24 protein-coding genes are annotated in these 26,352 nt (G+C 65.3%); 12 read left to right on the plus strand and 12 right to left on the minus strand.

Annotated elements, in window-relative coordinates:
• Positions 1 to 9: 9 nt before the first annotated feature.
• Complete coding sequence (locus VKI00_RS02545; RefSeq protein WP_324435083.1) at positions 10 to 738, minus strand: ATPase; 729 nt, start codon at positions 736 to 738, stop codon at positions 10 to 12.
• Between VKI00_RS02545 and VKI00_RS02550 the strand changes: the two genes are divergently transcribed.
• Positions 715 to 1,353 (plus strand): MBL fold metallo-hydrolase, encoded by a 639-nt coding sequence (locus VKI00_RS02550; protein ID WP_324435084.1) that lies wholly within the window; start codon positions 715 to 717, stop codon positions 1,351 to 1,353. The genes VKI00_RS02545 and VKI00_RS02550 overlap by 24 nt on opposite strands.
• Positions 1,354 to 1,360: 7 nt before the next feature.
• On the opposite strand, the gene VKI00_RS02555 is transcribed toward VKI00_RS02550, so the two are convergent.
• The 3 genes from VKI00_RS02555 to VKI00_RS02565 form a co-directional block, all read right to left on the minus strand.
• Positions 1,361 to 3,010, minus strand: a complete 1,650-nt coding sequence (locus VKI00_RS02555; RefSeq protein ID WP_324435085.1) for an FAD-binding dehydrogenase — start codon at positions 3,008 to 3,010, stop codon at positions 1,361 to 1,363.
• Positions 3,011 to 3,037: 27 nt separating this feature from the next.
• A complete protein-coding gene (locus tag VKI00_RS02560) occupies positions 3,038 to 3,742 on the minus strand; it encodes a DUF2334 domain-containing protein (protein ID WP_324435086.1) in 705 nt (234 codons plus the stop codon).
• A 79-nt stretch (positions 3,743 to 3,821) separates the two neighbouring features.
• The gene (locus VKI00_RS02565) at positions 3,822 to 4,310 is read right to left on the minus strand and encodes a glutathione peroxidase (protein WP_324435087.1); all 489 of its coding nucleotides are present in this window, start codon (positions 4,308 to 4,310) and stop codon (positions 3,822 to 3,824) included.
• 68 nt (positions 4,311 to 4,378) lie between these two features.
• Between VKI00_RS02565 and VKI00_RS02570 the strand changes: the two genes are divergently transcribed.
• On the plus strand, positions 4,379 to 5,965 hold the full coding sequence (locus tag VKI00_RS02570; RefSeq protein WP_324435089.1) for a DHA2 family efflux MFS transporter permease subunit: 1,587 nt from the start codon (positions 4,379 to 4,381) through the stop codon (positions 5,963 to 5,965).
• Here VKI00_RS02570 and VKI00_RS02575 read toward each other — a convergent pair.
• Positions 5,962 to 6,534: a TetR/AcrR family transcriptional regulator gene (locus VKI00_RS02575; protein ID WP_324435091.1), complete on the minus strand. Its 573-nt coding sequence runs from the start codon at positions 6,532 to 6,534 to the stop codon at positions 5,962 to 5,964. The genes VKI00_RS02570 and VKI00_RS02575 overlap by 4 nt on opposite strands.
• Positions 6,535 to 6,627: 93 nt before the next feature.
• Here VKI00_RS02575 and VKI00_RS02580 point away from each other — a divergent pair, with 93 nt between their 5' ends.
• The gene (locus VKI00_RS02580; protein WP_324435093.1) at positions 6,628 to 7,074 is read left to right on the plus strand and encodes a hypothetical protein; all 447 of its coding nucleotides are present in this window, start codon (positions 6,628 to 6,630) and stop codon (positions 7,072 to 7,074) included.
• On the opposite strand, the gene VKI00_RS02585 is transcribed toward VKI00_RS02580, so the two are convergent.
• Both VKI00_RS02585 and VKI00_RS02590 read right to left on the minus strand, forming a co-directional pair.
• Entirely contained in the window at positions 7,003 to 9,150 is a 2,148-nt protein-coding gene (locus VKI00_RS02585; protein WP_324435095.1) for a S9 family peptidase, read from the minus strand. The two genes, VKI00_RS02580 and VKI00_RS02585, sit on opposite strands and share 72 nt — an antisense overlap.
• Positions 9,147 to 10,040 carry a phosphoribosylaminoimidazolesuccinocarboxamide synthase gene (locus VKI00_RS02590; RefSeq protein ID WP_324435096.1) on the minus strand — a complete coding sequence of 298 codons (894 nt, stop codon included), beginning with the start codon at positions 10,038 to 10,040 and terminating at the stop codon, positions 9,147 to 9,149. The genes VKI00_RS02585 and VKI00_RS02590 overlap by 4 nt, the downstream gene beginning before the upstream one ends.
• 64 nt (positions 10,041 to 10,104) lie before the next feature.
• Here VKI00_RS02590 and VKI00_RS02595 point away from each other — a divergent pair, with 64 nt between their 5' ends.
• Positions 10,105 to 10,725 (plus strand): hypothetical protein, encoded by a 621-nt coding sequence (locus VKI00_RS02595; protein ID WP_324435098.1) that lies wholly within the window; start codon positions 10,105 to 10,107, stop codon positions 10,723 to 10,725.
• Here the strand turns inward: VKI00_RS02595 and VKI00_RS02600 are convergent.
• Together VKI00_RS02600 and purB are read right to left on the minus strand one after the other, a co-directional pair.
• Positions 10,722 to 11,960: a cytochrome P450 gene (locus VKI00_RS02600; protein ID WP_324435100.1), complete on the minus strand. Its 1,239-nt coding sequence runs from the start codon at positions 11,958 to 11,960 to the stop codon at positions 10,722 to 10,724. The genes VKI00_RS02595 and VKI00_RS02600 overlap by 4 nt on opposite strands.
• Positions 11,957 to 13,375 (minus strand): adenylosuccinate lyase, encoded by a 1,419-nt coding sequence (purB, locus tag VKI00_RS02605; protein ID WP_324435102.1) that lies wholly within the window; start codon positions 13,373 to 13,375, stop codon positions 11,957 to 11,959. The genes VKI00_RS02600 and purB overlap by 4 nt, the downstream gene beginning before the upstream one ends.
• Before the next feature lie 54 nt (positions 13,376 to 13,429).
• On the opposite strand from purB, the gene VKI00_RS02610 reads away from it, so the two are divergent.
• Positions 13,430 to 14,287 (plus strand): DUF429 domain-containing protein, encoded by an 858-nt coding sequence (locus tag VKI00_RS02610; protein WP_324435104.1) that lies wholly within the window; start codon positions 13,430 to 13,432, stop codon positions 14,285 to 14,287.
• A gap of 94 nt (positions 14,288 to 14,381) precedes the next feature.
• Here the strand turns inward: VKI00_RS02610 and VKI00_RS02615 are convergent, their stop codons facing one another.
• A complete protein-coding gene (locus tag VKI00_RS02615; protein WP_324435106.1) occupies positions 14,382 to 15,002 on the minus strand; it encodes a TetR/AcrR family transcriptional regulator in 621 nt (206 codons plus the stop codon).
• A 165-nt stretch (positions 15,003 to 15,167) separates the two neighbouring features.
• Between VKI00_RS02615 and VKI00_RS02620 the strand changes: the two genes are divergently transcribed.
• Positions 15,168 to 16,076 (plus strand): alpha/beta hydrolase, encoded by a 909-nt coding sequence (locus VKI00_RS02620; RefSeq protein ID WP_324435108.1) that lies wholly within the window; start codon positions 15,168 to 15,170, stop codon positions 16,074 to 16,076.
• Between the two features lie 65 nt (positions 16,077 to 16,141).
• Positions 16,142 to 16,849, plus strand: coding sequence for a TetR/AcrR family transcriptional regulator C-terminal domain-containing protein (locus VKI00_RS02625; RefSeq protein ID WP_324435110.1), 708 nt, complete (start codon positions 16,142 to 16,144; stop codon positions 16,847 to 16,849).
• A 55-nt stretch (positions 16,850 to 16,904) separates the two neighbouring features.
• Here VKI00_RS02625 and VKI00_RS02630 read toward each other — a convergent pair whose 3' ends face one another.
• The gene (locus VKI00_RS02630; RefSeq protein ID WP_324435112.1) at positions 16,905 to 18,080 is read right to left on the minus strand and encodes a thiolase family protein; all 1,176 of its coding nucleotides are present in this window, start codon (positions 18,078 to 18,080) and stop codon (positions 16,905 to 16,907) included.
• Positions 18,081 to 18,228: 148 nt separating this feature from the next.
• Between VKI00_RS02630 and VKI00_RS02635 the strand changes: the two genes are divergently transcribed.
• On the plus strand, positions 18,229 to 19,161 hold the full coding sequence (locus tag VKI00_RS02635) for a LysR family transcriptional regulator (protein WP_324435114.1): 933 nt from the start codon (positions 18,229 to 18,231) through the stop codon (positions 19,159 to 19,161).
• Positions 19,162 to 19,164: 3 nt separating this feature from the next.
• Here the strand turns inward: VKI00_RS02635 and oxc are convergent, their stop codons facing one another.
• On the minus strand, positions 19,165 to 20,865 hold the full coding sequence (oxc, locus tag VKI00_RS02640; protein ID WP_324435116.1) for an oxalyl-CoA decarboxylase: 1,701 nt from the start codon (positions 20,863 to 20,865) through the stop codon (positions 19,165 to 19,167).
• A 520-nt stretch (positions 20,866 to 21,385) separates the two neighbouring features.
• Here oxc and VKI00_RS02645 point away from each other — a divergent pair.
• From VKI00_RS02645 to VKI00_RS02660, 4 genes are all read left to right on the plus strand, one after another.
• Positions 21,386 to 22,930 (plus strand): FadD7 family fatty acid--CoA ligase, encoded by a 1,545-nt coding sequence (locus VKI00_RS02645; protein ID WP_324435118.1) that lies wholly within the window; start codon positions 21,386 to 21,388, stop codon positions 22,928 to 22,930.
• Positions 22,931 to 22,933: 3 nt separating this feature from the next.
• Positions 22,934 to 24,514, plus strand: coding sequence for a gamma-glutamyltransferase family protein (locus tag VKI00_RS02650; protein ID WP_324435119.1), 1,581 nt, complete (start codon positions 22,934 to 22,936; stop codon positions 24,512 to 24,514).
• Positions 24,515 to 24,596: 82 nt separating this feature from the next.
• The gene (locus VKI00_RS02655; protein WP_324435126.1) at positions 24,597 to 25,310 is read left to right on the plus strand and encodes a TetR/AcrR family transcriptional regulator; all 714 of its coding nucleotides are present in this window, start codon (positions 24,597 to 24,599) and stop codon (positions 25,308 to 25,310) included.
• Positions 25,303 to 26,352 (plus strand): FAD-dependent oxidoreductase (locus VKI00_RS02660; protein ID WP_324435121.1); only part of this gene is annotated, 1,050 nt, incomplete at its 3' end. The genes VKI00_RS02655 and VKI00_RS02660, both read left to right, overlap by 8 nt.

Genomic DNA, 26,352 nt, shown 5'->3' on the forward strand with positions numbered 1-26,352 from the left:
ACCGCCCTGTTAGCACGAGCCGATGTAGGCCGCGCATACCGGCGCACTCATAGCGTCCAGAACCTGGGCGTCGGAGATCACCGGCCAGGGCACCTGCGGCGGCTCCGAAGACCACAACGTCAGTTCGCTGATGGTGCTGTTTTCCGGGCGGGCGACCAGGTAGGTGTGCATGATCACCGGTCCGCTGATCACCGCGGCCAGTCGATTGGGCTCGTCGGTGGTGACCGATGGCGACTCCCCAGCCGCGCCCAGCTGGCAATCGCGCAGCGCCGCCGCGGCGACGCCGAGAACCGACGACGCGCTCTGACCACCGCGCGCGGTGTCGCCGCGCCAATGCAGGACTTGGGCCTGCAACTGCCATTGACCTTGAGGATTGGTGAGGCTCGCCCGGCCGGCGACCGCCGAGTTGCGGGTGTCCTGCGGGAACACGGGAGTCGCACATACCTCCTCGAACCGGAACCGCGGCGTCGCCGTCCCGGTCATCGGCACCGCTACCCCGGCCGGCGAGGGCCAGCGATACGTCGAGTTCAGCGGTATCCCGGACGACGAGATCCATGCCGTATCCGGGATCCGGTCGCATACCGGCGGGCAGGTCTCCTGGTCCGCGTGCGCGGCGACCGACGGCATGCATCCGACGACCAGGCCGCTGGCGATCAGCATCGTGGCCACGACTAGGCGCATGCCAGGCACCCCCATGAGCGCACAATCGTAGACATGCAACTCACGCATTTTGGCCATTCCTGTCTACTCGCCGATTTCGGGAACACCACCCTGCTGTTCGATCCGGGCAATTTCTCGCACGGGTTCGAGGGAATCACCGGGCTGTCGGCGATCGTGATCACCCATCAGCACCCCGACCACGTCGATACCGCCCGGCTGCCCGCGCTGCTCGACGGCAATCCGGACGCAACGCTCTACGCCGACCCGCAGACCGCCGAGCAGCTCGATGTGCCGTGTCAGCCCGTGCACGTCGGCGACGAGCTCGCGGTGGGTGACCTGACCATCCGCGCACTCGGTGGCCGTCATGCCGTCATCCATCCGGAAATCCCTGTGATAGACAACATCTCGTACCTAGTCGACGACGGCGAGCACCCCGCCAGATTCATGCACCCCGGCGATGCGCTGTTCGTCCCGGACGAGCCGGTAGACGTCTTGGCCACTCCGGCGGCGGCACCGTGGATGAGGATCTCCGAGGCAGTCGATTACCTACGGGCGGTGGCGCCGGCCCGGGCGGTGCCCATCCACCAGGGCATCATCGCCCCGGATGCCCGCGGCATCTACTACGGCCGGCTCACCGAGATGACCAGCGTCGACTTCCAAGTGCTGCCCGAAGAAAGCGCGGTCACCTTTTAGGGCCCGCTTAGGCGATGTCGTTTGCGGCCCCGCGGCCGGCGGCCCGCCCCGAGAAGATGCAGCCGCCCAGGAACGTTCCCTCCAGCGCCCGGTACCCGTGCACGCCACCACCGCCAAAACCGGCCACCTCGCCGGCCGCATAAAGCCCGTCGAGCGGAGTCCCGTCGGCCTTGAGCACCCGTGAGTCCAAATCGGTCTCCAAGCCGCCCAACGTCTTTCGCGTCAGGATGTGCAGCTTGACCGCGATCAGCGGCCCGGCCTTCGGGTCCGCTAACCGGTGCGGGGCGACCACTCGACCCAGCCGGTCGCCCAGATACGTGCGGGCAGCACGGATCGCGGTGATCTGACCGTCCTTGGTGAATCGGTTGGCGACCTCGCGATCGCGCGCGGTGACCTCCTCGGCGACCGTCGTATAGTCCAGCGGCAGCACATCGGGCAGTTTGTTCATCGCAGTCACCAACTCGCGCAACGAGTTTGCGCTGACGAAGTCGACACCGCGATCTACGAAGGCCTGCACCGGGCCCGGCGCGCCTGATCCTGCTCGCGACGCCAGCAGCTGGCGCACGCTGCGACCGGTCAGGTCGGGGTTCTGTTCCTGGCCGGACAACCCAAATTCCTTGCCAATGATCTTGGCGTTCAACACAAACCAGGTGTAGTCAGAGCCCGACTTCGCGATGTACTCCAGCGTGCCCAGAGTGTCGAAGCCCGGGTACAGCGGTACCGGCAGCCGCTTGCCGGTGGCGTCCAGCCACAGCGACGACGGTCCCGGAATGATCCGGATGCCGTGCAGCGGCCAGACCGGGTCGTAGTTGGTGATGCCCTCGGTGTAATGCCACATCCGGTCGCGGTTGATCACCCGGGCGCCCGCGTTCTCGGTAATGGCGATCATCCGGCCGTCCACGTGGGCGGGCACCCCGCACAGCAGTTGCTCGGGAACCCGGCCCATCCGCTTCGGCCAGTTCGCTCGCACCATCTCGTGGTTACCGCCGATGCCCCCGCTGGTGACGATCACCGCTGAAGCGCGAAACTCGAACTGCGCGATGGGCTTTCGCGACGACGGAACGCCACGCGGTTCCGTCGAGGGTTCCAGCACGGTGCCCCGAACCCCGGTCACCGCGTCACCCTCGACAATCAGCTCGTCCACCTGGTGCCGATGTGCGAAACGCACCCTCGACTGGTCCCGCAACCGCCGCGCGAAAATCTCCACCAGCGCCGGGCCGGTTCCCCAGGTGATGTGGAAACGGGGCACCGAATTGCCGTGCCCCTGCGCGCCGTAGCCGCCGCGCTCGGCCCAGCCCACCAACGGGAAGATCTGCAAGCCCCTGGCACGCAGCCAGCTGCGCTTCTCTCCCGCCGCGAAATCGACGTAGGCGTGCGCCCACTGCCTCGGCCAGTAGTCTTCCTGCCGGTCGAACGCCGCGGTGCCGAGCCAATCCTGGAGAGCCAGCTCGTGACTGTCGTGAACGCCCAGACGGCGCTGCTCGGGGCTGTCGACGAAGAACAGGCCGCCGAATGACCAGAAGGCCTGCCCGCCGAGGTTGGCGCTGTTCTCCTGGTCGACGATCAACACCCGCAGGCCGCGATCCACCACCTCGCGGGCCGCCACCAAGCCCGCCAGGCCAGCACCGACGACGATGACATCAGCGGTATCGCTCATGGCGCTACACAGTAGCGAGCCGAGCCGTCAGGCCGCGTCGAGAACCGTCTGATCCGCCCGCCACTCATACACGCTGGGGGCACAGGCTTGCAGCAAAGCCAGGTCCACCGCGTCGAGCATCGCTTGCGCCGGCCCGGGCTTGCGCAGGTGATGCGCCGCGACCGCGACCCGGACGATGCCGTCACGGCGGGCAACCCGCTCGGCGGACAGCACCAGCATCCGGCACCACCAGGGCTCGGCCAGGAAACCTTCCCCGATGCCTAACACCCGTGCACGAACGGTCGTCTGCCGGACCAAGTCAGTGATCCCGTGCAGATCGGCGAGTAGTCGAAAACCATTGCGCGGCAACGCGTTAACTGTACCTTCCGACGCCGTCCAAGCTGGTGCCGCGAACAGCCGGGTGCGCAACCCGAGGTGCTCGAGCACACGGTCGGCGGCCATCAGTCGCAGGTTGGCCTCGTGCGTGGGCAGCGCAGCGAACTCGCCGCGCCGCTTCTTGGTGGCGGCCTGGTCGTAGCCGTTCAGCAGGATCGAGTCGCCGGCAGCGCGCCGGCCGGTCAACCACTCGACGGTGTGCGGATCGCGGTCGAGTCGGTAGCCGCCCTTGAGCCGCGGGGCCACCAGCAGCGACACCGGCACCGCCCGGCTGTCCATCTGTGCGCAGAACTCGGCGACGTCGTCCAACGTGCGTTCACAGATCCCGGAGACCGAGACGATCAATTTCCCAGACACATCACAATTTTGACGAGGCCAGGTGTCCAATTGGTGACATACACGCGGACAATAAGCGTCGATCCGGCCCTCCGACCAGCTAATTCGGTAGCACGGCCTCGATGGCCGCAATAACTTCCGGCGCATCGGGCACTGTGCGCGGACGGAATCGGTTAACCACCTTTCCGCCTGGAGCAATCAGAAACTTTTCGAAGTTCCACTGCACGTCACCGGCCTGCCCGTCGGCGTCGGCCGTCTTGGTCATTTCCGCGTAAAGCGGGTGCCGGTCAGGCCCATTGACCTCGGTTTTGGCTAACAACGGAAACGTCACGCCGTAGGTGGTGGAACAAAAGGTTTGGATTTCTTCGGCGGTGCCGGGTTCTTGACCCATGAATTGATTGCACGGAACTCCAAGGACCGTGAGCCCGCGGTCGCCATAGTCTTTCGCAAGCTGTTCCAGCGCAGCGTATTGCGGAGTCAGCCCGCACTTGGACGCCACGTTGACCACCAAGACCGCGTGGTCGCTGTAGTCGGCCAGTGATGTCGGACGGCCATCGAGTGTGGTCAATGCGATCTCGGTCACAGTCATAACCGCTCACGCTACCCCCATCGCATGTTTTATTTGATTAGCTAGCTATTTTCGTTAGGGTGGAGGCCATGGTTTCCCGCGCGGCGCCGTCGACCGCGAACATCGAACAGGCCACCGGCGACCTGCCTGATTACCCTGATGCCCTCGACGCCGGCCTGCTGCGCATCGCCGGTGTCTGCATTCTTGCCTCGGTGATGGCGATCCTGGACGCCACGGTCGTCAGCGTGGCGCAGCGCACATTCATCGGGGAGTTCGGATCCACTCAGGCCGTCGTCGGTTGGACGATAACGGGTTACACGCTCGGGCAGGCCACCGTGATCCCGCTGGCCGGGTGGGCGTCCGATCGGTTCGGCACCAAGCGGCTGTTCTTGGGCGCGACGTTGTGGTTCACGTTGGCGTCGCTGCTGTGTTCGATGGCGTCAAACATCAACGAGCTCATCGCGTTTCGAGTGATACAGGGACTTGGCGGCGGGATGCTGGTGCCGTTGACGTTGATCATCCTGACCCGCGAGGCCGGTCCGCGCCGGCTCGGCCGGTTGATGGCGGTGATGGGTATCCCGATGCTCCTTGGCCCGATGTGCGGCCCGGTCCTCGGCGGCTGGCTGATCGGCGCGTACGGGTGGCAATGGATTTTCCGGATCAACCTGCCGCTGGGGGCGATCCTGCTCATCCTCGCCGCGGTGGTGTTCCACAAGGATCGCCCGACACCATCGGAGACGTTCGACTTCACCGGCATGGCGTTGCTGTCGCCAGGGTTGGCGACACTGCTGTTTGGGATTTCGTCGGTTCCGCGGCGCGGCACGTTCGCCGATGTGCATGTGTGGATACCGGTGCTCATCGGAGTCGGCTTGATCGCGTTGTTTGTGCTGCATGCGCTGTACCGTGCCGAGCATCCACTGATCGACCTGCGGCTGTTCAAAAACCGCGTGGTGACGCTGGCCAACTCGTCAATGTTCCTCTTTTCCGTCGGCTTCTTCGGCGCCGTGCTTGTGATTCCCAGTTACCTCCAGCAGCTGCTGCATGAGACGCCGCTGCGGTCCGGGCTGCAGCTGATCCCGCAGGGGCTCGGTGCGATGCTGACCATGCCGATCGCCGGTACCTTGATGGACCGACGCGGACCCCGCAATGTCCTGCTGGTCGGGGTAACGCTGATCAGCACGGGACTGTCCGTATTCGCCTACGGCGCTTGGAAACACGCGGACTACCTGCCGATCCTGCTGGTGGGACTGGTCATTACCGGCATAGGCCTGGGTTGCACCCTGACGCCGCTGTCCGGGTCGGCGGTGCAGGCGTTGGCACCCCACGAGGTCGCGCGCGGGTCAACGCTGCTCAGTGTCAACCAGCACGTCGCCACATCGTTCGGCGCCGCGGTGATGTCGGTGATCTTGACCAGTCAGTTCAACCGCAGCGAAACCATCGCCACCGCAGAGAAACTCGGGATACTCAAAGGAAAGTTTGCGAAACACGGCCCACCGGCACCAACCCATTACGACGTCTCCCCTGACTTCACCACCCGGCTGATGAACGACCTCTCGCACGCCTACGCGCTCGTCATCGTGGTGGCCGTCATCCTTGTTGCGGTGACACTCGTGCCGGTCGCGTTCCTGCCCAACAAGCCGCCGGCGAAACGCCAGCAGCCAGTACCGGCGTACTAGCCGGGCGACTCTTCGAAGAGCATCCTCGCAATCCGCTCGACGGTCGCCATCGGATCGGTCGCCTTGATGCGGGCGTTCACCGCGTCATTCAGCCACAGCATCGAAAACCCGTGCACCAGTGACCAAGCCGCCAGCTCGGCACCGGCTGGATCCGCTTTGGCGTGCTGGTCTGCCAGTGATGCCACGCCCCGAGACAACTCGGCGCCGGCGGCCGCTTGGGCTGCGACAAGCTCACGACTCGACGGATCGACCAGCGACTTGTCGAACATCACCCGGTAGTGGCCCGGGTGCTCGATGGCAAACCGCACGTACGCCAGCGCGGCATCGAGGAACCGGGGGTGGGCTTCGGCGAGGGCCGCGGACAACAACTCAAACCCCTGTGCGGCCAGCGCGGTGAACAAGCCGCGCCGGTCGGTGAAGTGATGGGCGGGCGCCGCGTGGGACACCCCCGCTTCACGAGCTAGCTCGCGCAGTGACACTCCGTCGGCGCCGCGCTGATCGACAAGACGTGCAGCCTCGATCAAGATCGCGGCCCGCAGGTCTCCGTGGTGGTAGGTCGGGCGACTCATAACGCCAGCATAGCGGACAAACTTGACAGTGACTAGTTTGTCGCTTTACGCTCCGACTGCACAACTTGTCAGTGTCTAGATTGGAGAATCGAGATGGCTCCGTTGATCACCCTGTTGGTGGGCAGCATCATGGCCCGGATCGCGGGTTGGGCCGGTGTCGATTACGTCGACACCTGGCTCAAAGCGATCGCCGTCGGTCTGGCCGCGATGTTCGTTCTGACCGGTGTCGCGCACTTCGTCCCGCCGCTGCGCGCCGCCTTGATTGCGATCGTTCCGCCGCAGCTACCGGCACCCGGCCTGCTGGTGACCCTCACCGGCGTGCTGGAGTTCCTCGGCGTAGCGGGCCTGCTGGTTCCGACCACCCGGGTCCCTGCGGCGGTTTGCCTGCTGCTCCTGATGCTGGCGATGTTCCCGGCCAACATCTACGCCGCGCGGATGCCCGATCCGCCCGAGTCGATGACGACGCAGCTACCCCTGCGCACCGCTGAGGAGATCGTCTACCTGGCCGCTGCCGTAGTGGTCGCGATCGGCGGCAGCTAGCAGCCAGGCGTACTGGTAAGCCACCTCTTTCCAGCGCTCGTAGCGCCCGCTGATACCACCATGGCCGGCGGTCATCTGGGTCTTCAACAGCACCGGATTACCGTCGGTTTTGGTGTGCCGCAAGGCCGCTACCCATTTCGCGGGTTCGACATAATAGACCCTGGTGTCGTTCAGCGAGGTCATCGCCAGGATGGGCGGATACTTCTGGGCGGTGACGTTCTCATACGGCGAATACGATTTCATGTAGTGGTAAACATCGCTGTCGCTCAACGGATTTCCCCATTCGTCCCACTCGGTGACTGTCAGCGGCAGCGCCGGGTCCAGGATCGTGGTGAGCGGGTCGACGAACGGGACCTGCGCCAGAATCCCGGCGAACAGATCGGGCGCCATGTTGGCCACCGCGCCCATGAGCAGCCCGCCGGCGCTGCCGCCCAAGGCCACCAGCTGCTCTGGTCGGGTCAGTCCGGTGTCAACCAGGTGGTTTGCGACCGCGATGAAGTCGCTGAACGTGTTCTTCTTCACCAACAGCTTGCCTTGCTCGTACCACAGCCGGCCCATCTCGCCGCCGCCACGGACATGCGCAACGACAAACGTCATACCGCGGTCCAGCAGCGACAGCCGGGCGATCGAAAAACGTGGATCCTCGCAGATCTCGTAGGCGCCGTAGCCGTAAACCAGTGCCGAAGCGGGGAATTCGATATTGGCCCGGTGCACGATTGAGATTGGAATCCGGCTCCCGTCGGCCGCGACGGCCCAATCACGGCGTTCGACGTAGTCCTCGCGCCGGTAGTCGCCGAGCACCGGCTGCTCGCGCAGAAGCGTGCGCTCGCCGGTGACGAGATCCAGGTCGTAAATCCGAACCGGGGTGACAAACGATCCCGCGCCGATCCGGAGCTTCGGTGAGTCCCAGTTCGGGTTGGCGCCCAGTCCGACCGACATCAGCTCGGAGTCAAACGAGATCTCCTCGGGCCGTCCGTAGTCGGCGCCGTCGATGGGCCACAACTGAATTCGCGGCAACGCCTCGCCGCGGTAGCTGACCACCAGATGCCCGGCAAAGGCGTCTACGGCGTCCAGTCGCACGTCGTCGCGGTGGGCGATCAGGGTGCGTTGCTCGCCCGGTTCATCGGCAGGTGCCTCGACAAGCGTGAAGTTCACCGCACCGTCATTGTGCAGGATCAGAAACCGGTCCCGCCCGTCGACAATTGCGTGCTCCACGGCATACTCGACGCCGTCGCGGCGCGGCAGCACGGTGACGAATTCGGCATGTGGGTCGGCGGCCTCCGCATAACGGACCTCCGACGTGATGGCCGACGCCGACACGATCAACACATAGGCGTCGCTACGGGTTCGACCGACCGCAAGCCAGAACCGTTCGTCGGCTTCGTGATACACCTTTTCCGCGGGCAGGCCCGAGGCCAGTCGGTGCCGCCACACTGCCTCAGGGCGCCACGCCGCGTCGACCGTGACGTAGTAGACGGTGCGATTGTCGGTAGCCCAGGTCGCCCCCGCGCCGATCCCGACAATCTCGTCCGGGTATTGCGCTCCGGTGCGAAGGTCCCTGAACCGCAACGTATAACGCTCATCGCCGACCACATCGACGGAGTAGGCCAGCACATTGCCGTCGGGGCTGACACTCGCAGCGCCCAGTGAGAAGTAGTCGTGCCCCTCGGCTTCGATGTTCTCGTCGAGCAAGATCTGCTCACCAGGAATCTCGGTGTGCTCGTCGAAAACCGGCGGGTTCCAATCGGTGGGATCGGCGACCGGGCAACGGCATTGGACGCCGTATTGCTTTCCTTCAAAGCTGCGGGCGTAGTACCACCAGTCGTCTCGCCGGATCGGTACCGACAGGTCAGTTTCCTTGGTGCGTGCCTTGATCTCGTCGAAAATCCGCTGCCGCAACGGTTCGAGCTGGGCGGTCGTCTGGTCGGCGTACTCGTTCTCGGCTTCCAGATACGCGGTGACCTCAGGACTGGACTTGTCGCGCAGCCACTCATACGGGTCGACGAACACGTCACCGTGAAATTCCCGTCGACTCTCCACCCGCTTGGCGACGGGCGGTTCCGGCAGATCGCTCATGCCCCGGGCCCGATCCAGTCGCCGAAGCTCAGCCCGGAAATCCGTTCGTAGGCCTCGATGTAACGAGCGCGGGTGGCATCGATGATGTCCTCGGGCAGCGGCGGCGGAGGATGAGATCCCGACCGGTCCCAGCCGGAGTCGGGGCCGGTCAGCCAGTTACGGACGAACTGCTTGTCGAAACTCGCCTGCACTACACCGGCGCGGTAATCGACGGCCGGCCAGTAGCGCGACGAATCGGGTGTGAAGATCTCATCGGCCAACACCAAGTTGTCGTGCGCGTCGATACCGAACTCGAATTTGGTGTCTGCGATGATGATTCCTCGTCTTAACGCATGGTCGGCGGCCTGCACATAGGTCTGTATAGTCCGGTCGCGTAACTGATTAGCGCGGACCCCGCCGACCATCTGGATTACCCGTGGAAACGAGATGTTCTCATCATGTTGTCCCAGTTCGGCTTTAGTCGCCGGCGTGAACAGCGGGTTGGAGAACCTGCTGGCCTCGACCAGGCCCGGCGGGAGTGCGATGCCACAGACTTTGCCGGTCTGCTGATAGTCCAGTAATCCCGAGCCGGTAAGGTAGCCGCGGGCGACGCACTCCACCGGAACCATCTTCAGCTCTTGCACCACCAGTGCGCGGCCGAGGACCTCGTCGGGGATGCGCGGATCGTCCGGCGGGCCCGCAAGGTGGTTGGGCGCCTCGACGAGGCCGAAGAAGAAGACGCTCATCGCGGTCAAAATCCGGCCTTTGTCCGGAATCATGCTGTCGAGCACATAGTCGAACGCTGATATCCGGTCGGTGGCGACGAACAATAAGTGGTCGGCGTCGATGCGGTAGAGCTCGCGGACCTTGCCACTGGCCAGGTGCCGGTAGTCGGACAGTGCGGGACGCATCGGGACAGCCTAGCGGGCGGGCTAAGAACGACCTGCGGACCGACCGTGTGTTGGGATCGAGGCTATGAAATCGCGGTTTCTCCCCTACGCCACCACGCCGGGCCGATTCTTTGCTCAATTGTTCAGCGACGTCGTCGTCGTCATTTGGACATTTATCTGGGTCCTCGTCGGCCTAGCCGTCCACAGCGCCGTGTCGACCATCGCCGAGGTGGGTCGACAGGTCGAAGGCGGCGCGGGTGGTGTCGCCGACAGCCTCAAGTCGGCCGGCAATGGTGCCGATCGGATTCCGCTGGTCGGTGACACGGTCAGTAAGCCGCTCACCGCGGCCAGCAAGGCCGCCCTCGACATCGCCGGCGCCGGACACAACCTGGACACCACCGCCACCTGGCTGGCGGTGGTGCTGGCCCTGGCCGTCGCCGCGCCGCCGACCCTCGCAGTGGTGATGCCGTGGTTGGTGCTGCGAATCCGGTTCTTCCGGCGCAAATGGACGGTCAGCACGCTGGCGACCACACCGGCCGGCGAACAGCTGCTCGCGCTGCGGGCACTGGCCAACCGGCCGTTGCGCAGGCTGACCGCCGTCAGCCCCGACCCGGTCGGTGCATGGCGTGTGGCGGATCCAGGCGCGATCCGCGGGCTGGCCGCCCTCGAGCTACGGTCGGCGGGAATTGCCGTCAGGTCGCGCTAGCGTAATTCGACGACCAGGTGCCGGATACCGGTATGGCGGTTGCTGCGAGTCCATTCGACCGGCCGCACAACCTGCACGGCGCGGAAACGCGAAAACAGCTCCTCGAAGAGCACTCGCAGTTCCAGCCGGGCCAGATTGGCACCCAGGCAATAGTGCACACCCTGACCGAAACCCAAGTGCGGATTGGGCTTTCGGATGATATCGAATTCGTCGGCGACGTCGAAGACGCTAGTGTCGCGGTTGGCCGAGCCTTCCCAGATCTGCACCTTCTGCCCCGCTTCGATCGACACGCCGCCCAGCGTGACGTCTTTGGTGGCGGTGCGCCGTTTGGACGGCGACGGCGACGTCCAGCGGACCATCTCCTCCACCGCGGCCGGCAGCGTATCCAGATCCGCACGCAGCGCGCGCAATTGCTCCGGATGCTGTGCCAGCGCCAGCAGCCCACCCCCGACCGCGTTGCGCGTCGTCTCCGCGCCGGCGCTGAACAGCAGACTGAAGAACAGATACAGCTCGAGATCCGACATGGCCGGCGCATCGACGTCGCCAAGAGTCGAGTTGGCGACGACCGACAACATGTCGTCGGTCGGGGCAGCACGCTTCGCCGCGATCAACTCCTGACCGTAGGCGTACATCCGCGATCCGGCTTCCTCGACCGACAGCTGCGACAGGGATGCCTTGCGCGAGCCGCCGAAGTCGAACTGCGGCTCGATAGCCTCGAACAGCCAATGTCGTTCGGACTCCGGGACTCCCAGCAAGATGCAGATCATCTGCATGGGCAGTTCGGTGGCGATGTCGACCAGAAAGTCGAACGGCTCGCCCGGTACCACCGCATCCAGCAGCCGACGCGTCCGCGCTCGAAGGTCGTCCTCGACAAGACGGATCATCCGCGGCGTCAGCCCGGAGCTGACAAGTCGCCGAATCTGCGAATGCCGCGGGTCGTCCATCATGTTGAGCACCTGGCCCGCGATGGCCAGGTCTTGCAACAGCGTGCCGCCGAACGCCCGGTCACCGCCGGTGACCGATGAGAAGGTCACCGGATCCTTCAGCACCGCAAGTATTTCCGCATATGTCGCGACGGACCAGAAGCCTTCTCCATCGGGCGTGTGCTCGGTCGGTTCGTGCCAGTACACCGGCGCTTCGCGGCGATGCACAGCGAACAACTCGTGCGGAAATCCGTTGGCGAAGTTGTCCAGATCGGTGAAGTCGATGTCCGCAAGCGCGCCGGCGAGAGTCATAAGATCGCGCCCGGCGTATATTTGGCCGCGTCCGGGTAGCGGGCAACCAGCGCGTCCACCGCCGCAACCACGGCGTCGACCTGGTCGCCGGCGGCCCCGATGAACGCCTGCTTGTCGGCCAGCGCGGCGTCCAGCGCCGCTCGATCCAGCGGCAATCGCGGATCGGCGGCCAGCCGGTCCAGCAAGTCAGGCTCGGCGCCGCGTTCACGCATCGCCAGTGCGGTGGCCACCGCGTGTTCTTTGATCACCTCGTGGGCAGCCTCACGGCCCATCCCGGCGCGCACCGCCGCGATCAGAACCTTGGTGGTGGCCAGGAACGGCAGGTATCGGTCCAGCTCACGCTGGATCACCGCCGGGTACGCGCCGAATTCGTCGAGCACGGTCAACATCGTCTCGATCTGCCCGTCGACCGCGAAGAAGCTGTCCGGCAACGTCACTCGGCGCACCACCGAGCAGAAGACGTCCCCTTCGTTCCACTGCGCACCCGCCAATTCAGCGGCCATCGAGCCGTAGCCGCGCAGCACCACCTGCAGCCCGTTGATCCGCTCGGCACTGCGGGTGTTCATCTTGTGCGGCATCGCCGACGAGCCGACTTGGCCCGGAGCGAATCCCTCGGTGACGAGCTCATGGCCGGCCATCAGCCGGATAGTGTGCGCCAGCGACGACGGCCCGGCACCCAGCTGCACCAGAGTAGAGACCACTTCATGGTCCAGTGAACGCGGATAGACTTGTCCGACGCTGGTCAAAACCGTTGTGAATCCCAAGAATTGGGATATGCGTCGTTCGAGTTCGGCCAGCTTCGCCACGTCGCCGCCGAGCAGGTCGAGCATGTCCTGGGCGGTGCCCATCGGGCCCTTGATGCCGCGCAGCGGGTAGCGGTCGATCAGCTCCCGCAGCCTGGTCAGCGCCAGCAGCGTCTCCTCCGCCGCCGAGGCGAACCGCTTGCCCAGCGTGGTGGCCTGCGCTGCGACGTTGTGGCTCCGCCCGGCCATCACCAGGTCACGGTAGGTCGCGGCACGCTCGGCCAGTCGGGCCACCAGTGCTACGCCGTGGCTGAACACCAATTCCAGCGAGCGGCGGACCTGCAGCTGCTCGACGTTCTCGGTCAGGTCGCGACTGGTCATGCCCTTGTGCACCTGCTCGTGGCCGGCCAGCGCGTTGAACTCCTCGATGCGGGCCTTGACGTCATGGCGCAGCACCCGCTCGCGGGCGGCGATCGAAGCCAGGTCGACATCGTCGAGCACCCGTTCGTAGTCGGCAACGGCGGTTTCGGGGACCTCGACTCCCAATTCCGCCTGCGCGCGCAGCACCGCCAGCCAGAGCCGCCGCTCCGCGACGACTTTGGCCTCCGGCGACCAGATCGCCACCATCTCGGCGCTGGCGTAGCGGTTGGCCAGCACGTTCGGGATTGTCACAAACACACAGCTTAACGGCGCCGCACGGCGCGCGGATCAGGCACAGTAGGCCCCATGCACTTCGTTGGGCTCGATCTCGCCTGGGGCGAAAAGAACAGCACCGGTGTCGCGGCCATCGATTCCGACGGCCGACTGCTGCACGTCGGTGCCGCGCAGGACGACGCGAGCATCGAAGCCGCGGTGTCGCCCTACGTCAGCAGCGACTGCCTGGTGGCCATCGACGCACCGCTGATCGTGAAGAATCCGACCGGACACCGGCCTTGCGAAATGGCGCTCAACCACGACTTTCAGCGTTTCGAAGCGGGGGCACGCCCGGCATTTGCGGAAAAGCCCGAATTCAACGATCCTCGCGGCGCCCGGATCGCGACGGCACTCACTCTCGACATGGATCCGCTGTCGGGTTCGCCGCGACGGGCAATCGAGGTGTATCCACATCCAGCGACGATCGCGCTGTTCGGTCTGGAGAAGACCCTCAAATACAAGCGAGGTCCGTTCGAGGTTCGTCAGGGTCAGCTGCTGCAGTTGATGACGCTGATCGAGGGACTCGACAAAGCCACACCGCGGCTGCGGGTGAACCACAACGTGTCGTGGGTGGAATTGCGTCGACGAATTGCCGCCGCCACTCGACCGGGACAGCTCGACAGAGACGAAGATCCCGTCGACGCCGTGCTGTGCGCCTACGTCGCACTGTTTTGGTATCACCGGCCGGAAGACGTGACCGTGTATGGCGACTTCGCCACCGGCTACGTCGTCACCCCGACTCTTCCGCCGGATTTGGCGCCCACGCCGCGTCGTCGTGCGGCCGCACCGCCGGATACGGACCAATTGCGTGAGCGGCTCGCGCACCTCGCCGCGCTGCTCGACGAGGCACAACGCGGGTTGACCGCGATCCGCCGACAGCTCGACGGCTAGCCCGCCGACGATGCACGCCGACCTGGCGTGAGGTGGGGGCACCCCCAGCCGCGCAGCGGCGAGGGGGAGAGGCGGGCCATCAAGCCTTGGCCGGTCAGATCTGAACGGTGCGCTGCTCGAATGGTGCCAGCGAGTCGATGACGTCGATCACCGTCGCCCGCGCGACCGTCCGGGGATCCTCGCCGTCGTCGACCAAGGCAGAAACCACCGCGCCATCGACTGTGCAAATCAACGCGGAGACCAACTCCACGCGCACCGTGCGTCCGGACCGCTCGATCACCTCGGCGATGGCGTCGATGCGGTGATGCAGGTTGCGGCGCTGGATGTCGCGCAGTGCGGGCTGGCGGGCACAGGCGATGTAGCGCTCATAGCGCGAAATCAGCTGCTCGGTCAGGGGCGGGCCGGATTCGCTGCCGACGAGCAGATCGACCAGCAGGTCGGCGATTGTCTCGGGTCCGCGGCGCCGACGGGACAGGGTGGCGACTTGGGCCCGCAGCTGTGCGACCTCCAGCATTCCGATATGAGCGACCGCGCTGGCGATCAGGTCATCGAGGCTAGAGAAGTAGTAGGTGGTCGACGCCAGCGGAAGGCCCGCTCGGCGGGCGACGGCACGGTGGCGGACAGCCTCGAATCCGCCTTCGCGCAGCAGCTCGGCGGCGGCGCTGACCAGCGCGTACCGTCGGCGTTCTCCCTTGGGAGTGACAGCTGCAGTCACCTACGACATGCTGCCAGCCAGCTGTGTGCCGTATTGCCCTTTCGGACAAACGCCAGGTGGGATGTGGCACCCCCACACACGCTGCGGCGAGGCGGCATTCAGCGGCACTTTAAGCGTGCCGGCGACGATGCAGAGCGAAGCGATGAGGAGGAGCGGCACCTTAAGATGGCCCGCATGCCAGATCTGAGTCGTCGTGCCGTGTTGCGCCTTGGCACCGGTGCAGCGGCGGGAGCACTGGGCGCCTACGCGCTCGACAGGTTGCTGCCCGCGCGGCCCCCGCTCACCACACCGGTGACGATGACCGGCACCGGCGTTCCGATGGCGCCGCACCCGCCGCTGGACCCGGCCCCCGCACCGGTCGCGGCCCCAACGATGGTTACCGGCTCGTTCGTGTCGGCGGCGCGCGGCGGAGTAGCCACCAACTGGGCGATCGCCCGGCCGCCGGGTCAAACCAAACCCCTGCGACCGGTGATCGCGTTGCACGGCAAGGGAAGTAGCGCGGGCACAGTTATGGACGGCGGCGTCGAGCAGGGCCTGGCACAAGCCGTCGCCGCCGGCCTGCCCCCGTTCGCGGTGGTCGCCGTCGACGGGGGCGGAAGTTATTGGCACAAAAGGGCTTCCGGCGAAGACTCCGGCGCCATGGTGTTGAACGAGCTCATCCCAATGCTGGACACCAAGGGCCTCGATACCTCCCGGGTGGGCTTTCTGGGCTGGTCGATGGGCGGCTACGGCGCACTCTTGCTCGGCGGCCGGCTCGGAGCGCCCCGCACCGCGGCGATCTGCGCGGTGAGCCCGGCGCTGTGGCTCTCCTCCGGTGCGGCCGCCCCGGGCGCGTTCGACGGCCCCGGCGATTTCGCGGCCAACTCGGTATTCGGGATGCCCGCGCTGGCGTCCATCCCGATCCGGGTGGACTGCGGCAACAGCGATCCGTTCTACGCCGCGACAAAGCAGTTCGTGGCCCAGCTGCCCAGCCCGCCGTCGGGTGGGTTCTCCCCCGGTGGGCACGACGGATCGTTCTGGAGCTCGCAGCTGCCCGCCGAATTGACCTGGATGGCACCGCTACTGACTGCCTGAGCCATTATCAGAAGGCTTACGATATTTGATACGATAGTGCCTTCGAAGCGTCGGAGGGCACTGAATTGGCGAGGCAGGCAGTCGCAGACAAGCGGCAGCGGCGTCAGCGTGGATCGATCAGCGTCGACGAAATCATCAATGGTGCCTTCGAAGTCGCCGAGGAAGTATCGGTCGACGGCTTGAGCATGCCGCTGTTGGCCAAGCATCTCGATGTCGGTGTGACGAGCATCTACTGGTACTTCCGGAAGAAGGACGATCTGCTCAACGCGATGACCGATCGCGCGCTGGGCCAGTACGACTTCGCGACACCGTTTGTCGAAGGCCAGGATTGGCAAGAATCGTTGCGCAATCATGCGCGAAAAATGCGCCAGACCTTCCGGGCCAATCCGATTCTGTGCGATCTAATTTTGATCCGCGGCACCTTCGGCCGGGAGGCAACGCAAGCCGCTTTCCAGAAACTCGAAAAGGCGGTCGCCACCCTGGTGGAGGCGGGCCTATCGCCCGAGGATGCATTCGACACCTACGCCAGCATCTCGGTTCACACCCAAGGCGCGGCGGTCCTGGAACGGCTGCAAGACAGATCCGGCGGAGCTGAGCCGTATCGCCGCGGCGGGACGTCGCTCATCGACCCCGAGACCATGCCGCTGATCGCCGAACTGACCGAGAAAGGTCACCGGATCGGTGTCGCCGACGACATCAATTTCGAGTACGGCCTCAACTGCATTCTCGAGCACGCAAACCGGCTTATTGCCGCGCGTCGAGAAGGCGGCTGACCACGATTGCTCGGCTCCTCCCCGGGCCGCTCTGCGGCCCGCATCGTCGTCCGGGCTAAACCTCCACGACGACGGCACCGCCCTGGCCGCCGCCCGCACACATCGCTGCCACACCGATCCCGCCGCCGCGGCGACCCAATTCATGCACCAGCGTGGTGAGCATCCGCGCGCCGCTGGCCGCGATGGGGTGGCCCAGGCTGCAGCCACTGCCGTAGATGTTGACCAGGTCCTCGTCGAGCCCGTACTCACGGCATGCGGCGATCGGCACCGAGGCGAATGCCTCGTTGATCTCCCACAACGCGACATCGCCGGGGGCCAGGCCGGCACGGTCGAGCACCTTGCCGATCACTTTCACCGCGCCCAGACCGGTGTCCTTCGGTTCGACGGCGGCGGAGGCCCACGCCTTTACCGAGCCCAGCACGGTGAGCCCGGCAGACCGGGCGAAATCGTCCTCGGTCAGTGTCAGTGCGGCGGCCGCGTCGTTGGTGCCGCTGCTGTTGCCTGCGGTGATGGAAAAGCCCTCGATCTCAGGGTGCAGCACCTTCAGCGACGCGAGCTTCTCCAGGCTGGTCTCGCGGCGCGGGTGCTCGTCGACGCTGAACTCCACCAGTGCGTCGTCGAGAGCCTTGATCTTCAGCGGGACGATCTCGTCGACGAAGGCGCCGCTGTCGATTGCCACGATGGCGCGCTGATGCGAGCGCAACGCCCACGCATCCATCTCTTCGCGGCTGATCCCGGCCGCCTGGGCGGTGTTCCACCCCACCGTGATCGACATGTCGCGGGTCGGAGCATCGGGCGACTCGACGTGCGTGGGCGGGATCCAGCGCTCTTCGAACTCCAGGGTCGGCCCGGGGATACGCCAGTTCATCAGCGGGCTCATGGACAGCGATTGCACTCCGCCGCCGACAACGACCTTCTCGGCGCCGGAGCCGATCTGCGCCGCCGCATTGGCAACCGCCGTGAGGCTGCCCGCGCAATGCCTGTTGACGGCCTGACCGGGCACTGAGAACATCCCGGAGTTCGCCGCCGCGTAGCGCGCGAGATCACCGCCGCCGTAATGGGATTCGGCGAAGATCACATCGTCGATGTCGGACGTCTCGACCCCGGATCGTCGGACCGTTTCCTGAAGGATGGTGGTCGCGAGGATCTCGGGCGGAGTGTTGACCAATGAGCCCTTGAACGACGTTCCGATAGCGGTCCGGACGGCACTGACGATGACGGGCTTGGGCATGAGGTCAACCTTCGGGATTCGGAGGGCTCTTGAAGTACGTGGAGACACCAATCGTATCAGCTACCGTAGCACCGACGATAAGGGGTGCTTGCTGGCCGGAGCACGCGTTGAGACACTTAAGACTCGCGCCCGTCGGTGAGGAGTGCCGATGCTCTTTCGTCAGCTGGAGTACTTTGTCGCAGTTGCGCAGGAGCGACACTTCGCCCGGGCAGCCGAGAAGTGCTACGTGTCGCAGCCCGCGCTCTCGGCCGCAATCGCCAAACTCGAACGCGAGCTTGACGTCACACTGATCAACCGCGGACACAGCTTTCAAGGCCTCACCGCCGAAGGTGAGCGCTTGGTGGTGTGGGCCAAGCGAATACTCGCCGAACATGACGCTTTCAAGGCCGAGGTACGCGCGGTGCGATCCGGGATCACCGGCACACTTCGACTGGGCACAGTACCAACGGCTTCCACGACCGCCTCGTTGGTGCTCTCGGCGTTCTGTTCCGATCACCCGTTGGTGAAGGTGCAAATCCATTCCCGTCTCGCTACCACCGAACTGCACCGACGGCTGCAGGATTTCGAGCTGGAAGCCGCCATCGTGCACACCGTTCCCGAAGAGGTCCACGACGTCGAACTGGTTCCGCTGTACGAGGAACGCTATGTCCTGCTTGCGCCCGCCGACATGCTGCCCGCAGGGACGTCAACCCTGCAGTGGCCGGATGCGGCACAGCTGCCGCTGGCATTGCTGACACCGGACATGACGGTCCGGCAGGCCATCGACGAGGCCTTCAGCGATCAGGGCCTCACCATCAGTCCGCAGGTTGAAACAGATTCGGTCGCATCGTTGTTGGCGCAGGTCGCCACCGGCGACTGGGCGTGCATCATTCCGCACACCTGGCTGTGGACCAGCCTGATGGCCGGTAACATCCGCGTAGTTGAGCTCGTCGATCCGATCCTCAAAGCGCAGATCGCCGTTGCCACCAACTCCGCCGGGCCCGGATCGCCTGTCGCCCGCGCCTTTTCGGCATGCGCGCAAAAGCTGTCGCTGAACGAATTTTTCGACGCCCGCCTGCTCGGAATCACCGGCCGGCGCTGACACTTACCCCTTGGCGACAGCGCTTTTCGGGTTGAGGCTGGTCAGGTGCCCGCTTTCCACACCCGCGGCGGGGTCGAGTTCGCAGTCCACGATCGCCGGCCTGTTCGATGCCAGCGCATCGGCCAACGCCGACTGCAATTCGCTCGCGGTCGTGACGTGATAGCCCTTGCCGCCGAAGGCCTCTGCGATCAACTCATGGCGCGCATGGGAACTCAGCACGGTGGGCGCCGGGTCGGTGTCCGAGGTCTCATCCCCGCGGTAGACTCCGCCGTTGTTGAGGATCACGACGGTGACCGGTAGCCGATATCGGCATATCGTCTCGAACTCCATCCCGCTGAAACCGAATGCGCTGTCGCCCTCGATCGCTACCACCGGTTTACCGGTTTCGACCGCGGCGGCGATCGCGTAGCCCATGCCGATACCCATCACGCCCCAGGTCCCGCTGTCGAGCCGGTGTCGCGGCAGTTGCATGTCGATCACGTTGCGGGCAATGTCCAATGCGTTGGCGCCCTCATTGACCAGATATACCTCCGGATGCTGTTGCAGCACATCGCGAACCGCGCGCAGCGCATTGTGGAACCGCATCGGGTGCGGATCCTCGGCCAGGCGCTCGCGCATGGCGGCGTCGTTGTGCGCCCGACGCTCGGCGAGTTCATCCGTCCACGCGGTCGGCGGAACGATCGGATGGGCGTCGATGCGGTCGAGCAGAGCCGACATCACCGGGCCGATATCGCCCGCCAACGGCGCGGCGATCGGGCGGTTGCTGTCGAATTCGGATGCCGCGACATCGATCTGGATGAACTTCGCATCGGCTGACCACGGCGGCGACGCACCGTGACTCAGCAGCCAGTTCAGCCGGGCCCCGACCAGCACGACGACATCCGCTCGGGCCAGCGCCAGCGAGCGTGCGGCCGCGACGGACTGCGGGTGGGTGTCGGGCAGCAGCCCCTTGGCCATCGACATCGGCAGATACGGGATGCCGGTGGTTTCCACGAACTTTCGAATCACTTTGTCGGCCTGCGCATATGCCGCCCCTTTGCCGAGGATGATCAGCGGTCGTCGCGCGCGGGCCAACAACTGCAAAGCACGATCGACCGCCTCGGGCGCCGGCAGTTGAGCCGGATCGGGGTCGACGACCCGCCAGATGGTGTTGGCCGCCACGTTCGCCTCGATGGCCTCCGCCAGCACGGCACCCGGGATGTCCAGATAGACGCCGCCGGGTCGTCCGGAGACCGCGGTGCGAATGGCACGCGCGACACCCAGGCCGATGTCCTCCACCCGGCCGATGCGGTACGCGGCCTTCGCGAACGGGCGCGCCGCGGCGAGCTGATCCAGTTCCTCGTAGTCGCCGCGCTGCATGTCCACAATCGGGCGCTCGCTCGAGCCTGCGATCTGGATCATCGGAAAACAGTTCGTCGTGGCATTGGCGAGCGCAACCAGGCCATTGAGGAATCCGGGCCCGGATACCGTCAAGCACACACCCGGCCGGCGGGTGAGGAATCCGGCGGCGGCCGCGGCGTTGCCGGCCGAGGTCTCGTGCCGGAAACCGATGAAGCGAATTCCGGATTTCTGCGCGAGACGCGCCAGGTCGGTGATCGGAATGCCGACGAGCCCGTAGATGGTATCGATTCCATTGAGCTTGAGTGCGTCGACGAACAGGTGGAAGCCGTCGGTCAGCTGAGCAGGTGCCGATTGCGTGGTCATCGTGACGACTCCTCGTCTGCCGGCGGGCCGGTTGCCCGTACCCATCACTCTTGTCCGTGCCCTCGTCGGGCGTCCAACTGCGAGTTGCTATGCAGCGATAAATAGCGTCTATCGAGCGTCAATCGACTGGGTTATCGGATCACTGCGGGTACTGCGGCAATCAGGGTCACCAAGGATGCCGCGATCGCCAGCGTTGCAGCGATGCTGATAAAGACGTACCTCCGGCAGTCGTAGTCGTGCACCATGCCGCAATGCGGACACGGGAGCGTCGTGTTCAATCGCGACTGTCTCGGTAATCTGGTCATGCTCCAACGGTCACCTCCGGCCCGCGCGGTGTCCAAGACCGGATCGCTATGCATCGATCGACAACGTTGATCAGTCGCCGAAATCGGCTCTCGTGCAGGGATTTTGACTTGATAAGCTTTGTCTATTAAGCATTCGTTGATCGGTATTGGACGGCCGCGCCGCGTCGGAGCATCGTGCACGTTAGGTCCCGTTTCGCGTGGAAGGAGTGGTAACGATGACCACCAGTACCGAGATTCCAAGCCCGCGTATCGCCGACCTGATCGCCGGGACGGCGAGTCGCCATCCCGAAGCGCATGCGCTCGTAGTCACCGCCCACCGCATCCCGATCACCTACCGCGACCTGGTCCGGGCGATTGAAGACCTCGCCGGACAGCTGACCCAAGCCGGCCTGCTGGCCGGCGACCGGGCGGGCCTGCGGGCACAGAGCAGCGCCGAGTTCGTCGTCGGGCTATTGGCGGCTTTGCACGCGGGGCTCGTCGTCGTCCCGTTGGATCCCGCATTGCCCCTCGCAGACCAGCGGGCCCGGATCTCGGCCGCGGGCGGACGTGTCGTCTTGGTAGACGGTGACGCGCCCAGCGAAACCGCAGATACGACGCTGCCGCACTGGCCGATCTCGGTCACGCTCAATGGGGGCGCCCTCGCCGCTCACGTCGACACCGCCGTGGCAGCGTCCCCGGCAAGTGCCGGACCCGACGGATTGCGGCCGGACGACGCGCTGATCATGTTCACCGGCGGTACCACCGGCGCCCCGAAGATGGTGCCCTGGACCCACGACAATGTCGCAACCTCGGTCGGCAACGTCATCGCGAGCTACCAGCTCGGCCCCGACGATGCGACCGTCGCGGTGATGCCGCTGTTCCACGGGCACGGCCTGATTGCCGCGCTGTTGTCGACTCTGGCATCGGGAGGAACCGTGCTGATTCCCGCCCGAGGGCGGTTTTCCGCGCACACCTTCGACGACGATCTGCACGCCGCCGACGCGACCTGGTTCACCGCGGTGCCGACGATTCACCAAATCCTGCTGGGAAGCAAGGAAACTAATGCCGAGCCAGAACGATCCCGGCTGCGCTTCATTCGCAGCTGCAGCGCGGCCCTGAACCCAGAAACCGCCGAGGGGCTGCAGAAGACGTTCGGCGCTCCGGTGCTGTCCGCCTACGGCATGACCGAGGCCACCCACCAGATGGCAAGCACAACCGCGGACGAGACCGTGACCGCCGGGCTCGTCGGCCGGCCGACGGGCGTGCAGGTGCAGATCGCCGGCAACGACAGCCGAGCCTGTCCACCGGACGCCGTCGGCGAAATCTGGATCCGCGGCCGCACCGTGGTGCGCGGATACCTGGCCAACCCGAACGCCACCGAACAGACATTCACGGATGGATGGCTGCACACCGGCGACCTGGGTTCGCTGTCCGAGGCGGGCGAGCTCACGCTGCGTGGCCGCATCAAAGAACTCATCAACAGAGGCGGCGAGAAGATATCGCCGGAGCGAGTCGAGGGCGTGCTGTCCAGTCACCCGAATGTCTTGGAGGCAGCCGTCTTCGGCGTCCCAGACCGCCTGTACGGGGAGATCGTCGGCGCGGCGGTGGTGCCTGACCGGTCCGCCCCACCGACAGCCGCCGAACTCACCGAGTTCTGCCGGGAGCGGCTCGCCGCCTTCGAGGTGCCCGCCAGCATCGCGCTGACCGACGAGCTTCCGCACACCGCAAAAGGTTCGGTCGACCGCCGAGCAGTGGCCGAACAGTTCGGGAAGGGCGATTAGCCGGTGCAGCCGTTCGATTGGGAACTGCCCTACGCCTGGCCGCGAAAGCCCGTCCTGGCGGGCAACGTTGTGTGCACGACGCAACCGCTTGCCGCCCAGGCAGGTCTTCGGATGCTCGCCGACGCCGGCAGCGCGGCCGATGCGGCCATCGCCACCGCGATCGCCCTCACGGTGGTGGAACCGGTCTCCAATGGCATCGGCTCGGACGCCTTCGCCATCGTCTGGGATGGACGAGAACTGCACGGCCTGAACGCGTCAGGACGCTCGCCCGCGGCGTGGACACCGGAGTACTTCGGCAGCAACAGCGTTCCCGTCCTCGGCTGGAATTCGGTGACCGTGCCCGGTGCGGTGTCGGCATGGGTCGAACTACACACTAAATTCGGCAAGCTCCCGTTCGAGCGGCTCTTCGAGCCCGCGATCGCATACGGCCGCAACGGCTTCCTCGTCTCGCCGACGATCGCGGCCCAATGGGCCGCCATGGTCCCACTACTCGAGTCCCAGCCCGGGTTCGCCGAGGTATTCATGCCCGGTCGTCGGGCGCCGAAGCCCGGAGAACTGGTCACTCTTGCCGACCATGCGGCCACTCTCGAGCTGATCGCCGCAACCAACGGCGAGGCCTTCTATCGCGGTGAACTGGCGGCGAAGCTCGAGGCTCATGCGGCGGCCAACGGCGGCGCCATGCGGGCCAGTGACCTCGCCGCGCATCGTGCCGACTGGGTCGGGACGATCAACGGCGCCTACCGCGACTACACCGTCCACGAGATACCGCCCAACGGTCAGGGCATCGTCGCGTTGATCGCCCTCGGGTTACTCGAACAGTTCGACATGGCCTCGTTCCCAGCGGATTCCGCTGACTGCGTGCATCTGCAGATCGAGGCGGTGAAGCTGGCCTTCGCCGACGCGCAGGCCTATGTCGCCGACATCGACCACATGCCGGTGCGCCCGGAGCGCCTGCTCGACAAGGAATATCTGCGACAGCGGGCGATGCTGATCGATCGGAACCGGGCAAAGCCGGCATCTGCGGGAACACCGAACGGCGGTACCGTGTATCTCACCGCCGCCGACGCATCCGGGATGATGGTGTCGATGATCCAGTCGAACTATATGGGTTTTGGCTCCGGCGTGGTGGTGCCCGGCACCGGGATCTCCCTGCAGAACCGCGGCGCGGATTTCGCTGCGGCACCCGGTCATCCGAACCAGGTGGCTCCGAGTAAACGCCCTTACCACACCATCATCCCCGGTTTCTTGAGTAAGGACGGCGCGCCGGTGATGAGCTTCGGGGTGATGGGCGGCCCGATGCAGCCGCAGGGTCACGTCCAGGTGGTGACGCGCATCGTCGACCACGGCCAGAACCCACAGGCTGCCTGCGATGGCCCGCGTTTTCGGTGGTCGCACGGCCTGCAAGTCTGCTGCGAGCCAAGTTTTCCGCCGTCGACGCTCGATGAGCTCGAACGGCGCGGCCATCAGTTGGTCACGACGGACGACTACAACCAGTTCGGCAGCTGCCAAGCGATCTGGCGCCTCGACGGCGGATATCTCGCGGTGAGCGACCCCCGCCGCGACGGCCAGGCCGCGGGTTACTAAACCCTCGAGTGTTGACTCGATCCCTCGAATCCGTCATGATCATTAAATAAACCGACCGTCGGTTTACTAATGAAGTGGTGTGATGGCCCGGACCGTCAACGTTGTCGAGCAGGCAGCCCGACGCGATGCGATTCTGGACGCCGCACAGCGACTAATTCTGTCCAATGGCTATGAGCGCCTGACGGTTCAAGACATCCTCGAGGACCTGCAGATCTCCAAGGGAGCCTTCTATCACTACTTCGACTCCAAGCCAGCGGTGGTCGAAGCCCTCACCCAACGGCTCGTCGACGATGCCGAACGCACCCTTGCCCGAATCGCCGAGGACCCAGAGTTAGGGGCCCTCGAGAAACTGCAGCTCTTCTTCGGCGAGATCGTCCGCTGGAAGTCCGAGCGGCAGAACCTCATGGTGGCGATGCTGCCGGTCTGGTATGCACCCGACAACCTCGCTTTCCGGATGTTGGTGGATCGCGCGACCGCGAAACGATTGGCGCCGCTGCTGGGCGTGATTGTCCGTCAGGGTGTCGACGAGCGTCAGTTTGCCACCGCCTATCCCGAACAGGCCGGCGCGATCATCGTCGCCGTCGTGCAAGCACTGCAGGAGGCGATGGCTCAGCAGTTACTCACTGGCGCTACGAAAGTCAAGGAGATGGTGGCGACGCACGGCGCGCACATCGAAGCGATTGAACGGTATCTGGGTGTGCGGGCCGGCACGCTATATCGCGCCGACGCCCGCGCGGCGAACAGCTGGATTGCGGCGTTGCGACGCGCCGGTCACGCTGGGACGCCCAATGACTGAGTGGAAGACGACGTGTCTGGTGGCCGGTGGCGGCCCGGCCGGGATGATGCTGGCCTATCTGCTGGCGCGGTCGGGCGTGCAGACCATCCTGGTGGAGAAGCACGGCGATTTTCTCCGCGACTTCCGCGGGGACACGGTTCACCCATCGACCACCGAGCTGTTGCATGAGCTCGGAATACTCGATGAGTTTCTACGCGATGTGCCGCACCAGGCTATGGACCAGTTGGGCATCGGAGTCAAGGGCAAGGCATTCAATCTCATCGACTTTCGCCGTCTGCCGACCGCCTGCAAGTATGTGGTGTTGGCGCCGCAGTGGGACTTTCTGAATTTCCTTGCGGCTAAGGCCAAGCGGTATCCCTCCTTCCGGCTCGAGATGAACACCGAAGTCACCGGCCTGCTGCGGGAGGACGATCGGGTCGTCGGTGTCATCGCGCAAACCGCGAGCGGCCCACTCGAGATTCGCGCCGATGTGACGGTCGCGTGCGACGGACGATGGTCGGTCATCCGGGAGCAGTCTGGCCTGCCGGTGACGGAGTTTCCGATGCCGATCGACGTGCTGTGGTTTCGGCTTCCGCGTGTTGATGCGGCACCCGAAACTCTCGGATATATCGGTGGCGGCCAGATCATCATCGCGATCGACCGTGGTGACTACTGGCAGTGTGGGGCGATCATCGACAAGGGCGGCTTTGAACGCGTGCAGGCGGACGGCCTACCGGAATTCCGGTCCAAAATCGTCTCGGCCGCACCGTTTTTGGCCACCAGCCTCGACTCACTGACCGATTGGGATCAGGTCAAACTGCTATCGGTGCGCGCCAATCGGATGCGAAAGTGGTGGCTACCGGGGTTGTTGTGTATCGGTGACGCCGCGCACGCGATGTCCCCGGTCGGTGGGATCGGCGTCAACTACGCGATCGCTGACGCGGTGGCCGCCGCCAATTCACTCGCCGGGCCGCTGCAGGCGGGGACGTTGGCTGACGACGATCTGCGTGCGGTGCAGAAACGGCGGGAGACAGCGACGAAGGTGGCCCAGATGCTGCAGCGT

It is taken from the genome of Mycobacterium sp. (genome assembly GCF_035314665.1).
Taxonomy (GTDB): domain Bacteria; phylum Actinomycetota; class Actinomycetes; order Mycobacteriales; family Mycobacteriaceae; genus Mycobacterium.

What these genes read in the sequence shown, in the direction of transcription:
- VKI00_RS02550 (WP_324435084.1), top strand. Translation starts at nt 715, where the DNA reads ATGCAACTCACGCATTTTGGCCATTCCTGTCTACTCGCCGATTTCGGG.
- VKI00_RS02545 (WP_324435083.1), bottom strand. Translation starts at nt 738, where the DNA reads ATGGCCAAAATGCGTGAGTTGCATGTCTACGATTGTGCGCTCATGGGG.
- VKI00_RS02555 (WP_324435085.1), bottom strand. Translation starts at nt 3,010, where the DNA reads ATGAGCGATACCGCTGATGTCATCGTCGTCGGTGCTGGCCTGGCGGGC.
- VKI00_RS02565 (WP_324435087.1), bottom strand. Translation starts at nt 4,310, where the DNA reads ATGACTGTGACCGAGATCGCATTGACCACACTCGATGGCCGTCCGACA.
- VKI00_RS02570 (WP_324435089.1), top strand. Translation starts at nt 4,379, where the DNA reads ATGGTTTCCCGCGCGGCGCCGTCGACCGCGAACATCGAACAGGCCACC.
- VKI00_RS02575 (WP_324435091.1), bottom strand. Translation starts at nt 6,534, where the DNA reads ATGAGTCGCCCGACCTACCACCACGGAGACCTGCGGGCCGCGATCTTG.
- VKI00_RS02580 (WP_324435093.1), top strand. Translation starts at nt 6,628, where the DNA reads ATGGCTCCGTTGATCACCCTGTTGGTGGGCAGCATCATGGCCCGGATC.
- VKI00_RS02585 (WP_324435095.1), bottom strand. Translation starts at nt 9,150, where the DNA reads ATGAGCGATCTGCCGGAACCGCCCGTCGCCAAGCGGGTGGAGAGTCGA.
- VKI00_RS02590 (WP_324435096.1), bottom strand. Translation starts at nt 10,040, where the DNA reads ATGCGTCCCGCACTGTCCGACTACCGGCACCTGGCCAGTGGCAAGGTC.
- VKI00_RS02595 (WP_324435098.1), top strand. Translation starts at nt 10,105, where the DNA reads ATGAAATCGCGGTTTCTCCCCTACGCCACCACGCCGGGCCGATTCTTT.
- VKI00_RS02600 (WP_324435100.1), bottom strand. Translation starts at nt 11,960, where the DNA reads ATGACTCTCGCCGGCGCGCTTGCGGACATCGACTTCACCGATCTGGAC.
- VKI00_RS02610 (WP_324435104.1), top strand. Translation starts at nt 13,430, where the DNA reads ATGCACTTCGTTGGGCTCGATCTCGCCTGGGGCGAAAAGAACAGCACC.
- VKI00_RS02620 (WP_324435108.1), top strand. Translation starts at nt 15,168, where the DNA reads ATGGCCCGCATGCCAGATCTGAGTCGTCGTGCCGTGTTGCGCCTTGGC.
- VKI00_RS02630 (WP_324435112.1), bottom strand. Translation starts at nt 18,080, where the DNA reads ATGCCCAAGCCCGTCATCGTCAGTGCCGTCCGGACCGCTATCGGAACG.
- VKI00_RS02635 (WP_324435114.1), top strand. Translation starts at nt 18,229, where the DNA reads ATGCTCTTTCGTCAGCTGGAGTACTTTGTCGCAGTTGCGCAGGAGCGA.
- oxc (WP_324435116.1), bottom strand. Translation starts at nt 20,865, where the DNA reads ATGACCACGCAATCGGCACCTGCTCAGCTGACCGACGGCTTCCACCTG.
- VKI00_RS02645 (WP_324435118.1), top strand. Translation starts at nt 21,386, where the DNA reads ATGACCACCAGTACCGAGATTCCAAGCCCGCGTATCGCCGACCTGATC.
- VKI00_RS02655 (WP_324435126.1), top strand. Translation starts at nt 24,597, where the DNA reads ATGGCCCGGACCGTCAACGTTGTCGAGCAGGCAGCCCGACGCGATGCG.